Below are 12,247 nucleotides of genomic sequence, written 5' to 3' on the forward strand. Positions count from 1 at the left end.
GTTTTTTCCTCGTTTCTCTAGTCCCACCAGAAGTTCCACCGGTTTTGGTTCTTGTCCCACCGGGTTTCGTCTGGGGGCGCAACCTCCCCCAGTTTCAGGTCGCGTAGTTTCTCGTAAGCGTCGTCTGCGGTCGCATCCTCACCTAAACCGAGAAGTTCAGGGGACACGCTCACTGTTTCTATGCTGAGGCGTTCGTCGGGGCGTTCACCAGACACCACATACCCGTCGAAACTAGCCTGATCGGGGTGTTTTTCAACAAATTTGAGTATGTTTTCGACGGTGGGAGCCAGGTTTTGGCGTTCTTGTTTCAGGTTTTTGTCCGGTACTGTGTCCAGTAGGTGTTGGGCGAGGGCCGCGTCCCCATTTTTGAACCTGGCGATGTTGGTTTCGGGCACGTCTTGTCCGGTATAGTTTTCGTCCCCTATCGCGTTTTCATAAGCAAAGTCGTTATAGTCCAGGGTGTAGGGGAGGATTCGGCTAGTCCAGCCGGTTTCACCGTAACTGAAGTCTTCGTTGTAGCCGAAGTCTCGTTTCCGGTTTTCGTCGATAAGGTTGCGGTTTATTGACTCTATATAGAGTTTTTTGGCTTGTTCGCGTCTCTTAGAGCCGATGGGTTCGGACGCTAGGGTCTCTATGACCTGCCGCCCGTTAAGGTCCGGCTCTTGTTGGGCTAGTTCAGCCAAAGACGGGGCATCGCCGCCCTGACCGAATGGGGCCTCATCCAAATCATTAGGGACAGCCTCATGGGTTTCTGGCGCAAACTGGCCACCCCTACTAGTACCTTTAGGCTGACGGCTACGGTTATCAACATTGGTGGACACGTCGGAAACTCCTTCTCTGGGCTGGCTAGGGTTGTTGCCGTGTTTTAGTGTGCGGGGACACTAGGCTGATTAGCGGGTACGGGCATAGTCGCGAGCATCCGATAGGTGACTGTTGGCAGTTTCATACGGGCCGCAAACACCTGCTCAATACCGGAACCGGTAGAGTTCTCCGCCCCTTCCAAGGCAAGTATCGCGTCGGCCTGCAACAGTAGTAGTAGGGAGGCAAGAACGCATTCACCCCAGGTTTTTCCCGCATCAACGAGTTCTTGACGGTAAGGGTTCAGCGGAGTGTGTCCGAGAGCCTCAATGGTTTTCGCAGCTTTATCGAACTTGTCACGGTTGTAGTCGGGCAGTCCCGTCATAGGGCCGGTAATAAACACCTTCATGGCCGTCACCGTGTGGGGGCAAAAAAAGGGGGTAGCGTTTCGCTACCCCCTAAGATTTCCACTATTGTTTAGCTAAGCGATCAAATACTTTAAACGCCTTCTCCTTCAACATCGGGTTCTCTTGGAAAGGCCGATAATCAAACCGCGACCCGTATGTTTCCTTCGGTTGCACGGTCCGGTTATCGATCCCTAACCGTTCCCGGCCCCACAGTTCGAAAGCGCGCGCCCAAATCTCGGTCGGAACCCGATAATAGCCCGCACTCCTAGACGCAGAACCATCCACCACCAAAGCCTGCCGATACCCACCAATCACCTCACCAAAATCGTCACCCATAGACGACTCGGTAGACTGAAAATCCAGCATGTGACCGTACTCGTGAACGAAAGAGCCCGAATCGTGTACGTCTACACAAATCGTGTTCACGTGAGGCACATACAGCCCCAACGCCCTATGTTTACCCAGCTTACGCACCCGTATCGCTGGGGTAGTCCCTGCAGGTATCTTCGGCAACACTTTCTGGGCTTCAAGCACGGCCTGCTCAAAATCGTGAAATTCTTCTGGGTCTACGTCGTTGTCGACCTCGACCTTCCTGAATCCGGCCTGGAGTAGTATCGAGTTTTCGGCCAGTTCACGATGTGTCTGGTCGGGATATTTTTTGTCTTCCCACGCTGAGGCCAGGCTGGTTTTGGTTTCGGACACATATTTTTGTTGGTCACGTATCCGCTCCCCAAAAGACTGTGCCTTCAACGTTTCATCCAACAAACTAGCATAGTCGCCTACTTTTTCTTCACCCGGATCCGTGGCAACTAGATCGAGTGGGTTTTTCCCGGTGGCGCGCCGGATACGTTCCGCCCCAATCAAACACCTAAACGACGCTTTAGAAAACCTCCCCTTGATGAGGGCAGGGCGGGTACCGCCCCCCAAAACGGTAGTGGTGCCGTCAGGGTTGTGGTGCAAAACAAGTTTCACATGCTCATTCCCGCCAGGCACCGCTCGTTCAGCTTCAACCCGTGGCGGTTTAATCTCGCTAATCTTATATCCGTCCGTCTCCAACCTTTGACACAGTTCGTCCACATTTTTTACGCCACCATATTTTTTGGTCAACGTAGCCCCAGGAATAATCGCGTACGGGCGGGTAAACCGGTAGGTGGCAAACTGGTCACCCTTCGGCTCAGGCTGAAACATAAAAGTACGGTCCCCGTATTGGCCGATAAGAACCTCCTGCCCGCCCGTCTGTTCAAACCGAAGATTCTCCAAACCCAGGCTTTTAGCGGTTTCGGTAATGTTTTCGCGGGTAATATTTTTCGCATCTTGTGGTAGGGATGCGGCGGTAGATAATGCCCCTACCATACGGCCCGAAGTCCAACGATCGTAAAGCGAATACTGCTCCAACGAACTAGCCCCTGCTACAGCCTCCACATATTTGGTGACACTCCCATACTCTTGGAGTAGTTCAGGGGTGGGGATTTTTGTGGTTTTCTCTACCAGGTCAGTGCTATAAAACCTGGCAGGCATATCCCCCAAACGCTCTTCAAAGTCTTTCTCGGCCTGCCCCCAACCCGGCAAAAAACTATAGTTGGTCGCAGGTTTTTGCTGTTCGGTTAGTTCAGCCAACGACAAACCCTCATCTTCTTCCGGTTGGTCGAATGGGGTTTCATCCAAATCGTCAGGGGCGGTCTCATGGGTTTCTGGCGCGAACTGGCCGCCATCCGGACGCCCCTTACTCTTACGTTTTTGTGTCTTCGGATTCAACCCCATGACCGGTCACGCCCTCTCAACAAACAGTGTTTTTTTTGCTACACCGGTTTATCGTGTGCGGGGGACAACCCTATTCTGGGGGGCAGGTGCGAGAATCCCGGACTCCCACAACCACCCCAAATTACAATCCTCGAACCCCACCAAGCTGTCCTCGTAAGGCTCCGAAACCACGGTGCCCTCACCCTCGCTACGCTCCACCAACAAAACCTCGCCAACAGTGAACCAGTCAACGAACCGTGACGACTGTGTCGAAGCCACCACCATCCCACCGTTAGCACCAGAATCGCGCATCAGTTCGCACAAAAGATTAATAGCCAAAGAATCCAAGCCCGTCGCCGGATCGTCTAAAAGAAGGAGTTTAGGAGGGGACGGCTGCATAAGCGCGGCACACAGTAAAACAAACTTAAAAACCCCGGCCCCCAGACTTTCGTAACGAAAAACCTTACCAGTCTCAGCGTGCTTCCAACATAAAACCTGACGGTCCTGCTCCCCGTCCTCACCGGTCACAAATTCGGCAACATAGGGGGCCAAGCATCTTACTTCCCTAAGCAGCGCCCGGTAGGTTTCCGGACTGTTTTCTCGCATCCACCTCAACACGGTAACCAGATTCTGCCCGCCACTAGCGAGTACCGGTGGCTCAGACTCCACGGCCCCCACCGTCACGATAGGCGTATCGAACCTGTAAACGCGACAGTTTCTCAAAATTTTGCGTATTGTTGCAGGCACCGGCGATGATTCTTCCAACACAATACTCTCATCGGGGCTTTGCCGCACTGAAACCTCGTATCGGTCTTTACCCAGGCTGATACCGAAACCGGACGGTTCACGGTCAGCGCCAGCATACAGGTTGGTGTCGTATCCATCGTCGGCTTGCAGAGTTTCTTGAAGGCTGCCATCTACGGCTCTTGCCAACATTTCGATACCGTAAAGCAGGTTAGTTTTCCCCACCCCGTTGCCTCCAACGAGTAGTGTCACGGGAAATCTAAGACCGATACGGGAATCCGATATGGACCTAAAATTTTTGATAACTATTTCTGTACCCATACACGTAAACGTGTGGGGAGAGAGAGTTAACGCAGGTTAGAGTTCCACCTAATACTCGTGTCCACCCCGGGCGGAAAATAGTTTATGCGAGATTTTTCGATACGTTTCAGCCACCAGGCGGACGGCAAAATATCAGACTTTATCCGATTGTGGTGCGCGCATAATCCGACCGCGTTGGATAGGGCGGTAGGGCCGCCTTTCGAATGCGGGAAAGCATGATCTATCTGGGTGGCAGGCTGTGAGCAGCGTATCCCGAAAATGTTGACATGTTCGCATCTTCCCCCACAACGACGCAGCACTTCTGCCCGCACGGCCCCAGTGAATCGTCGTTTCGGGTCACGCTCACCCCTTTTCTCTGCGACCATGATTAGGTTGGCGTAAACAATCAACCCCACCAGCATGACAGCCACCAGGGTGAGAAAACTCAAACCATCCACAGTCAGTCCTCAACTCCCCGGCCTGCGGGTGTGGTTGGCGGCCCGGGCCAAAACCAACGGCGGCCTAATCGTAACGGCCCATTGGGGCACAACCAAGACAGTGACAGCCGTAAGAATCGTGAAAAGCATAATCATAGGCAACAAACCTTGTCCCCTCCTTTTTTAGTGTTGGCGGCAGTATCCGCCTTGTGTCCAAGCCCACGCGAACTGGACGAACGCACGGCTGGTGCTTTGCGACGTGGCAGACACCTGTATTTGGGTGCCGGTGGCCTGTAAAGACACTCGGCCTTGTCCTTGCACCGGTTGGGCACCAGTAGCCTGCAAAGTAATAGTGCCGGTTCCTACCGCTTCTATCCTGATGGTGGCTTCAGGTGAGCAAACAATGTTGCGGGTGGCGGTAGCAGTCTTGTAGGGGACTGTCGCCCCTGGTGTCGGTATAGGCTGGGCGTCTGGTGCGGGCGGCGTGCTGGTTTCCGGGGTTGACGGTGTGGGCGCAGGGTTTTCGGGTTCTTGATATTCGTCTGATGGGGGCTCGTCCCCGGTATCCGTATCGTCCTCTTCACTCTCATCGTTTTCGGTGTCGTCTTCGCTGCCGGTGTCGTCAGATCCAGTATCTTCTTCCTCTTCTTCGTCCTCACCATCAGGATCTTCTTCTTCAGAATCCGTATCTTTATCCCTACCCGGTATGGCGGGGTCTTCGTCTTCCACGAATGATGGTTTTGGGGTGGCGGCACGCGGGACTTCTTTCACCGCCGCGCTAACCGTACCGGACACGGAATCGTTTTTTTTCGCCGCAACCACACCGCCCACAGCCAAAACAACCACAAGCAGAGCAGCCAAGGATCCCCACACCGGTTTACGCAACAGCACCCAAAACACGGTTTGGGCAGGGGTCCTCAATAGGGGTGTGCCGCCTGCCGGGCTGCCCGTGTCAGGCGTAGGCTCTTCATCCCACGCATCTACCGGCGGAACGTCCACAGTGTCATCTTTTTTTTTGAACGGGAACCCCACGACTACTCCCTCCCGTTTAAGGCTTGTATCCCGCCGATAGTGATGTCCGCGAGTAGACTGAACATGGGGTCGTTTTGTGCCCATTGACGCATAGTAGGGGAGACACGGGCAGGGTTATAAAAATCTGCCGGACTATTTCCTGGACCGGTTCGAAGCCAGGTCACAACATATTCCCCCAAGTCTATTTGGGTATCTGACGGAGTGAGAGTGAGCCGGTACCCTACACCCTCCACGGGCATGTCTGCCCCTTGGAGTCTCATGTCGATAATGGTTTGACCGTCACCCGTCTGCGCCTGAACAACCTGATGGTGGCAGGCGGGGATAGTGTCCCTAATGGTTTGGACGGTTTGAGGGTCGTGTGTCATTGGTAGGGGTCCTTGATATTGTTCACCTTCACATGACGGTTGTTGTGTGCGGGCAACCACATAGGGTTAGCAGCCTCTCGTTGAGGGAGAGCCACTAACCCTATACGGTTTTTTGTGGACGACACGTATTTTTAGAATACTGAGTCGTCAACTTCCTCATATTCTGTTGGAGCCTCCTGCACAGGGGCAGGGGCGGCAGCCTGCTTGGCAGGCTTAGCCTTTTTTGCCGGCTTTTGTGCCGGGGCCGGGGCGGTGGTTTGCACCGGGACGGCAGTACCTTGCGGCATGTTCTTCGTCACAGAAACAGTCTGAAAACGAATATCCACACCGATATTGGTGGCGCGTAGTTTGAAACGGGAACGCACTTGGCCTTCCTCGTTTGTCCACTCGTCTTGCATGAGAGCCCCCTGAACCAGTACCGTGTGGCCTTTCTTCAAAAGGTTCGCGGCCTGTTCACCGAGCGCCCCCCAGGCTTCAACATCCAGCCAGAGGGTTGTGCCGTTTTGGCGTTCCCCGTCTACGGTTTTCCACGGGGTGGAGCCGATGCGGAACGATGCGACCCCGGTTTCGCCCACGGGACGATATTCAGGGTCGGCAGCAAGGTTTCCTGTGACGGTCATTGTTGGTTCACCAGACATGTTTTTCTCCTAATCCTTCGAGTAACAAATCCTGTATGTTGGTGTTTTTTCGGAAACACACACCCCGTTTTTCGAGGCTTGCGTTCCACCCGTCACCGTGTGGGGAAACCCAGGCGACCAGGCTCAGTTCTGAAAACCACCGTGCGAAACCCCGCCCCCCACACGGACAAAAACACGAAAAACAACACCAAAAGAACACCAAAAAGAGGGGAAAAAGGATGACCGGTAGCGTTCCTGGTTCCCTACAGCAAACCCGCACCATACGAATCATAGGAGCCCGACGCTACACCACCATCTCCCCGCTACGGTACCCCGGCGGTAAAGCATCGCTAGCCGGACCACTCGCCGACCTGATCAACGCACTCGACAGCCACATCACCTGCTATGTGGAACCCTATGCTGGGGGTGCTGGGGCAGGCATCACACTACTACGCGAGGGAAAAATTGACCGGTTGGTGATTAACGATATTGACCCGGCGGTCTACTCGTTTTGGAAAACAGTCACCACAGAAAACGACAGACTGGTGGAGCAAATCGGTAAAGTCCCATTGACTATAGAGGAATGGAAACGACAGCGAGCCATCTACCGCACCCCTAATACTAGGGTAGGTTTCGAGTTGGGGTTCGCGTTCTTCTACCTGAACCGTACGAACAGGTCGGGGATCCTTACCGGCGGCGTAATCGGCGGACTCCAACAGCAGGGAGAATACAAGATTGGCGCGAGATTCAACCGCGAAACACTCGCCAACAGAATCCACGCCCTATCCGAAATAGGCGACCGAATAACGGTCACCGCCAAGGACGGTAGGACCATAATCAAAGAATACGCCAGACAGGCAGACACGTTCATGTATATTGATCCCCCATACGTAAAAGCTGGGGCGGGACTGTACCTAAAATCTTTCGACAGACACGACCACATAAACCTGGCAAACACCATTAAGGAAGCAGCACCGCCTTACTGGCTAATGACATATGATGACTCCCCCCTGATTAGGGAACTGTATCAGGAATGTCCGCAGGGCGTGTTGGAACTTGCCTATTCCACGAACCGGAAAACCCGTGTCGAAGAACTGGTCGTGGCCTCCCCTAGGGTTGCCACAGCAATACGCTGCGCCAGCTGAATAGTGCCGACTCTAGCTGGTAGCCCCCACACGGACACAAACAGAAAAACAACCGATAGGAAGGCCGCTACAGATGATTGATACCGCAACATTGCAGAACACCCCAATACCGACAGGTACCCTGATACTCGTATGTGTTCTGCTTGCTATCTTTCTTCTGGGAGTCTTTGTCACACAATGGCTGAAACCGCAGCTGCAATGCCTATACGGCTACAGCCGCACACCCATCACCAAAACCTCGATCATCTTCTTCCTTTCTATACTCACAGCAGTAGCAATACTGGTAGCACCCACATTGACGGAAGACAAAATACTGGTCTTCGACAACAACACCGGACATATTCAGGCTATAAAAGGCGAAAAACCTATCAGCCGAGTGCTAGAACATAGCAAAACTAGGACAGTTTCGGTGCCTTGTGTTTTTGTTACGGATAAAGAGAGACAGCGGCATGACTGCACGTTCGTCAACCGTGGCGAAGGCTCCTTTGAGGTTTGGGACACCACCACTTTCAGACAGGCCCACCCCCGCCCCTAGCGAAGGTTTTTTGTGGTGTTTCCTCAACTGTAGGTAGGCGAGTTTCCCGCATGCGGACATAAATAGGTAGAACCAAAAAGGAAAGGACATTAGAGTTGATCGGTACCGCAACATTGAAAAAAGCCTCTATACCGACAGGTTTCTTCGCATTCATGTGCGTAATGATAGGCATCTTGTTCTTAGCTATTTTATTACATTCGAGCTACCAAGCGGAACTATCGCGCTTGTACGGTAAGGCAACTGTGGCTACAACGGCGTTCACCGTTATCTTCTCTATACCCGTGATAGTGGCGCTGTTCGCCTCCAAATACACGGATGAAAAAATACTGGTCTTCGACAACAACACCGGACATATTCAAGCCATAGATGGTGGGGAACCCCTCGGGCGGGTGTTGGAGCGCACCCCAGCTAGGATAGTTTCGACGCCTTGTGTTTTCGTTGCAAATAAAGAGAAACAGCGGCATAACTGTACGTTCGTAAACCTTGGCGGGGGCTCGTTTGAGGTTTGGGACACTACCATTTTCAAACAGACCCATCCCCGCCCTCGGCAGCCGCTAACGGCGGTTTTTGTGGTGTTTCCTCAGCTGTAGGTAGGCGAGGAGGGCTGTGCCTGCCGCAATGAACGCTACCGCCCAGATGGCTATGGTTAGGTTGGTGCCGGTGGTGGATAGTGGTGCGGCTGGTGGTGCGGCGATGGTGGGAACACCTGCGAGGAATGGGGATTTTTCGCCACCTAACGCGGGCGTGGTGTTGTCACCTAACGCGGGTGGCGTGTTTGTGTTGTTTTGGTTGCCGGTCGCGGATTGTGGTGCTGGCGGGGTTGTGCCGGGTGCGGCCGGGGGCGTGGCCGGCTGGGGGGGTTTAGTGGGTTGAGTAGTCGGCTTACCGGTTGGCTTGGTAATCGGTTTCTCGGTCGGTTTAGTCGTTTCGGTTGGTTTAGTGGTCGGCTTGTCAGTCGGGGTAGGCTTCTCGGTCGGTTTAGGCTTTTCCGTAGGCTTCTCGGTGGGTTTCTCCGTCGGGGTAGGTTTCTCCGTCGGCGTAGGCTTAATGGTCGGCTTCTCGGTCGGCGTAGGTTTAGTGGTCGGCTTCTCCGTCGGGACAGGCTCAGTAGTAGGCTTCTCGGTCGGTTTCGGGTCAGGCTTCACCGCACCAACACAAGCCCCATCCCCTCCACAATCCGCAGGCAACACACGCCCCACACCAGTCTCCCCAAACACCTTATTCTCCTTCACACCCTTAGTAGACACCCCAATCTCCAACTTTTTGCCTTTATCGAGAGACGGTATCAGCCACTTGTTAGATTCCGTATCAATACTCGTACCCTCCGGCGGGGTTCCCCACTTCGCGCCCGGAACAGAATCCACCACACGCAAACCCTCCACCGTCTTACCACCCACATTCTCAACCGTCACCTTCCACCAATCCACACCCGCAGCCTCATCAAAACGGTCATAAGCCTTACTAATCTTCACACCCTCAGGGATAGGCGAGGCCGGGGCAGGCTTCACCGCACCAGCACACGCCCCATCACCCTCACAATCCGTAGGCAACACACGACCCTCACCCAACTCCCCATACGCCTTATTAGCATCCAGACCTTTAGTCGACACCTCAATCTGCAAAGGGCTACCCTTCACCAAAACAGGAATCAGCCACTTGTTAGACTCCGTGTCGATACTCGTCCCGTCTGGTGGGGTCCCCCAACGGGCCACATCCACACTATCCACAATCCGCAGATTCTTCACCGGCAGACCACCCACGTTCTCGACCGTAATCTTCCACCAATCCTCACCCGTAGCCTTATCGAAACGGTCATAAATCTTGGTGATTTTCACGTCCGGTGGGGTGGTAGGAATCACCGCGTTAGGGGCCTGTTCCAACAGTACAGACACTCCCAGGCTCGCCTTACGCACCCCCGGCGCATACTCGCTACTTCCGGCAGCATTCCCGGACGTGGCCTCAAACGGGAAACTGTAAGGAAACTTCACCGTCAAAGCCTCCCCACGTTTAATTGGAATCTTGTCGAACACGGTCACCTTCTCCACCCCTGGGGTAGCCGGGTCGTCGAGCGTGTCGGTGAACGGTTTTTCTCCCACCTTCAAATCGGTGTAGAACGGGTCTTTCGGGTCGGTCACGTCTCCACCGGTTTTGCCTGTAATGCTTCCGGTTAGCACGCCGTCGGTTTCCCCGTTGTTGCAAACTACGAGGGTGATTTCGCCGTTTGTGCCGGGGGAGATAACCCGGTCTTCAAGTAGGGGCAGGTTTATGCCGGATTTGAATACTTCGCCTTCTTTTTGGGTGGTGACGAGTTGGCGAGTGTAGGCCCCGTTTTGTCCCGCTTTTTGTAAAACTTGGGTACAGGTGGTGGCGTCTTCCACCCCGGCGGCGAGGGTTGTTGCCCCCACGCCTAAAGGTAGGGTGGCGAGGAGTACACCGAGGGCTCCCCACATGGTTTTTGACCAAAAGTTTTCTTTCGCCACCATCTTGGTTTTCTCCAATCGTTTTTAGTTCCAGGCGCCGGTAGGTACAGACCACGCATCGTTAGACACAGCCGGTACAGTCCACCCGTCACCGGGTCCCGTATTAGATTCGGTCCACCTGTCTCCAGGTGTGGTATTAGATACGGTCCACCCGTCACCAGGTGTGGTATTAGATACGGTCCACCCGTCACCGGGTCCCGTATTAGATTCGGTCCACCCGTCAGATTTGGTAGGTGCAGTCCACATGTCTCCAGGCGGGATATTAGATTCAGTCCACCCGTCACCAGGCACACTACTAGCTACAGACGGCCCAACACTAGACGCAACAGGCATAGTGCTGGCCTCCACTTTCTTCTCCCGAGCCTGCACCCGAGACGCCCACACCGAATCCACCAACAACAACAAGGTCACCACACCCAACAGGCCAATCTTCACCGGCAAAGACATAAACACCCCATAGCCCGGCATCCGATACAACATGCGCCCCACCACCTGCGAAGCCACCAACGGATCATCAGGCACATTATTAGCATCCCCCTGCACAATAACCGTATCCTCACGCCCCGCATACGTAGAACGACGAACCTCCACCACCCGGTGAGTAATCAAAGACGCATCAGACGCCCGATACGTCACCACATCCCCCACCGCCACATCCTTACCAGACACCGGCTCAACCACCACCACATCCCCAGGATGTAGCAACGGCTCCATAGATTGAGTCAAAACGACTAGGGGCTCCCAGCCACGAACCTTCGGATACACACTACCTGCCACCAAAACCAGACCGATCATGATCGCGGCCACAGTAGCGAACCCTTTATAAAACGCGTGACCCTTAGATACCATACTGGAAGCCCCCCCCTAGCCGAATTTTTTATGCCGACGCAGGAGTGGTCTGCTTCAGCGACAGATTAATACCAGTCAACTTCAACTGAGCATTCTGCTTACTGGTGGCATCCTTGTCGAACGTCAAAGTGATAACCGCCAAATGGGTAGCAGACCCGGCCGTACCAAAACTAGCCTTATCAAGCACACCCTTGTTGCAGCCGTCCCCCGGCGTGCCAGCAACCTGTTTAGAACACAGTTGGGTACCGTTCGGGTCAGACGCAACCTTGTTACTGGCCACGGCAGACGTAGCCACGTCCGTGTCCCACTTGTAAAGGTTCACGCTCGGGGTCACACCCTTATCTTTAGGGTCAGTCCCGCCATTGGTGGTTAACAGTTCGCCGGTAGCACCACCGTTATCTTCATAGGTGGCGACCAGTTTCGCGTTCAGATTATCCCCATCCAAACCGACCTTAATCTTCCCGTAGTAGGCGATGGTCGCGCCAGGAACAATCCGATAGTTCGCCAAATCAGCAATCGGCTTGCCTTGATTAAGCGGTACAGGATCCGTTCCCGACGTGGGGGTCAAATCCACCCAGCCGGTAGTGCCCTCAGCGGGAGACACATCCAAATCGAGGAAACCAGAAGCGACTTCTGTTTTCTCGCCGAGGCTTCCAGTGTCTGACCAGGCTGCCAAGGTGGAGCCTCCCAAACCTGTCGAAATGGCTCCGGCCGCAAGCACACCCAAAGCCGCATATTTCCAATTCCGCATCATAACCACGCTCCTAACGTTCAGCCACCCCCAACCCCCTATTGTTG

At 54.2% G+C, this 12,247-nt stretch carries 13 protein-coding genes; 2 read left to right on the forward strand and 11 right to left on the reverse strand.

Annotation, left to right across the window (positions count from 1 at the left end; all coding sequences use genetic code 11):
• Nucleotides 1-17: 17 nt before the first annotated feature.
• The 8 genes from Q0V70_RS06755 to Q0V70_RS06790 all read right to left on the reverse strand — a co-directional run bounded on the left by Q0V70_RS06755 (nucleotide 18) and on the right by Q0V70_RS06790 (nucleotide 6,461).
• The gene (locus Q0V70_RS06755) at nucleotides 18-821 is read right to left on the reverse strand and encodes a hypothetical protein (RefSeq protein WP_297589937.1); all 804 of its coding nucleotides are present in this window, start codon (nucleotides 819-821) and stop codon (nucleotides 18-20) included.
• Between the two features lie 44 nt (nucleotides 822-865).
• Complete coding sequence (locus tag Q0V70_RS06760) at nucleotides 866-1,207, reverse strand: DUF4406 domain-containing protein (protein ID WP_297589939.1); 342 nt, start codon at nucleotides 1,205-1,207, stop codon at nucleotides 866-868.
• Between the two features lie 61 nt (nucleotides 1,208-1,268).
• Complete coding sequence (locus tag Q0V70_RS06765; protein WP_297589942.1) at nucleotides 1,269-2,966, reverse strand: hypothetical protein; 1,698 nt, start codon at nucleotides 2,964-2,966, stop codon at nucleotides 1,269-1,271.
• Nucleotides 2,967-3,014: 48 nt separating this feature from the next.
• Nucleotides 3,015-4,010 carry an AAA family ATPase gene (locus Q0V70_RS06770; RefSeq protein ID WP_297589945.1) on the reverse strand — a complete coding sequence of 332 codons (996 nt, stop codon included), beginning with the start codon at nucleotides 4,008-4,010 and terminating at the stop codon, nucleotides 3,015-3,017.
• Between the two features lie 26 nt (nucleotides 4,011-4,036).
• Nucleotides 4,037-4,447, reverse strand: a complete 411-nt coding sequence (locus Q0V70_RS06775) for an HNH endonuclease (protein WP_297589948.1) — start codon at nucleotides 4,445-4,447, stop codon at nucleotides 4,037-4,039.
• A gap of 162 nt (nucleotides 4,448-4,609) precedes the next feature.
• Entirely contained in the window at nucleotides 4,610-5,458 is an 849-nt protein-coding gene (locus tag Q0V70_RS06780; protein ID WP_297589950.1) for a hypothetical protein, read from the reverse strand.
• 2 nt (nucleotides 5,459-5,460) lie between these two features.
• A complete protein-coding gene (locus tag Q0V70_RS06785; protein ID WP_297589953.1) occupies nucleotides 5,461-5,823 on the reverse strand; it encodes a hypothetical protein in 363 nt (120 codons plus the stop codon).
• 131 nt (nucleotides 5,824-5,954) lie between these two features.
• On the reverse strand, nucleotides 5,955-6,461 hold the full coding sequence (locus Q0V70_RS06790; RefSeq protein ID WP_297589956.1) for a single-stranded DNA-binding protein: 507 nt from the start codon (nucleotides 6,459-6,461) through the stop codon (nucleotides 5,955-5,957).
• Between the two features lie 218 nt (nucleotides 6,462-6,679).
• Here Q0V70_RS06790 and Q0V70_RS06795 point away from each other — a divergent pair, with 218 nt between their 5' ends.
• Together Q0V70_RS06795 and Q0V70_RS06800 are read left to right on the forward strand one after the other, a co-directional pair.
• The gene (locus Q0V70_RS06795) at nucleotides 6,680-7,585 is read left to right on the forward strand and encodes a DNA adenine methylase (protein ID WP_297589958.1); all 906 of its coding nucleotides are present in this window, start codon (nucleotides 6,680-6,682) and stop codon (nucleotides 7,583-7,585) included.
• A 73-nt stretch (nucleotides 7,586-7,658) separates the two neighbouring features.
• Nucleotides 7,659-8,120, forward strand: coding sequence for a hypothetical protein (locus Q0V70_RS06800; protein ID WP_297589961.1), 462 nt, complete (start codon nucleotides 7,659-7,661; stop codon nucleotides 8,118-8,120).
• Between the two features lie 554 nt (nucleotides 8,121-8,674).
• On the opposite strand, the gene Q0V70_RS06805 is transcribed toward Q0V70_RS06800, so the two are convergent.
• From Q0V70_RS06805 to Q0V70_RS06815, 3 genes are all read right to left on the reverse strand, one after another.
• Nucleotides 8,675-10,603, reverse strand: coding sequence for a hypothetical protein (locus Q0V70_RS06805; RefSeq protein ID WP_297589964.1), 1,929 nt, complete (start codon nucleotides 10,601-10,603; stop codon nucleotides 8,675-8,677).
• Nucleotides 10,604-10,624: 21 nt separating this feature from the next.
• Nucleotides 10,625-11,407: a signal peptidase I gene (locus Q0V70_RS06810; RefSeq protein WP_297589968.1), complete on the reverse strand. Its 783-nt coding sequence runs from the start codon at nucleotides 11,405-11,407 to the stop codon at nucleotides 10,625-10,627.
• Between the two features lie 70 nt (nucleotides 11,408-11,477).
• Nucleotides 11,478-12,203 (reverse strand): hypothetical protein, encoded by a 726-nt coding sequence (locus Q0V70_RS06815; protein WP_297589971.1) that lies wholly within the window; start codon nucleotides 12,201-12,203, stop codon nucleotides 11,478-11,480.
• Nucleotides 12,204-12,247 lie beyond the last annotated feature (44 nt).

The organism is uncultured Mobiluncus sp., assembly GCF_947087965.1.
In the GTDB taxonomy this organism is placed as follows: domain Bacteria; phylum Actinomycetota; class Actinomycetes; order Actinomycetales; family Actinomycetaceae; genus Mobiluncus.

What these genes read in the sequence shown, in the direction of transcription:
- Q0V70_RS06800 (WP_297589961.1), top strand. Translation starts at nt 7,659, where the DNA reads ATGATTGATACCGCAACATTGCAGAACACCCCAATACCGACAGGTACC.
- Q0V70_RS06790 (WP_297589956.1), bottom strand. Translation starts at nt 6,461, where the DNA reads ATGTCTGGTGAACCAACAATGACCGTCACAGGAAACCTTGCTGCCGAC.
- Q0V70_RS06760 (WP_297589939.1), bottom strand. Translation starts at nt 1,207, where the DNA reads ATGAAGGTGTTTATTACCGGCCCTATGACGGGACTGCCCGACTACAAC.
- Q0V70_RS06765 (WP_297589942.1), bottom strand. Translation starts at nt 2,966, where the DNA reads ATGGGGTTGAATCCGAAGACACAAAAACGTAAGAGTAAGGGGCGTCCG.
- Q0V70_RS06815 (WP_297589971.1), bottom strand. Translation starts at nt 12,203, where the DNA reads ATGATGCGGAATTGGAAATATGCGGCTTTGGGTGTGCTTGCGGCCGGA.
- Q0V70_RS06795 (WP_297589958.1), top strand. Translation starts at nt 6,680, where the DNA reads ATGACCGGTAGCGTTCCTGGTTCCCTACAGCAAACCCGCACCATACGA.
- Q0V70_RS06805 (WP_297589964.1), bottom strand. Translation starts at nt 10,603, where the DNA reads ATGGTGGCGAAAGAAAACTTTTGGTCAAAAACCATGTGGGGAGCCCTC.
- Q0V70_RS06785 (WP_297589953.1), bottom strand. Translation starts at nt 5,823, where the DNA reads ATGACACACGACCCTCAAACCGTCCAAACCATTAGGGACACTATCCCC.
- Q0V70_RS06770 (WP_297589945.1), bottom strand. Translation starts at nt 4,010, where the DNA reads ATGGGTACAGAAATAGTTATCAAAAATTTTAGGTCCATATCGGATTCC.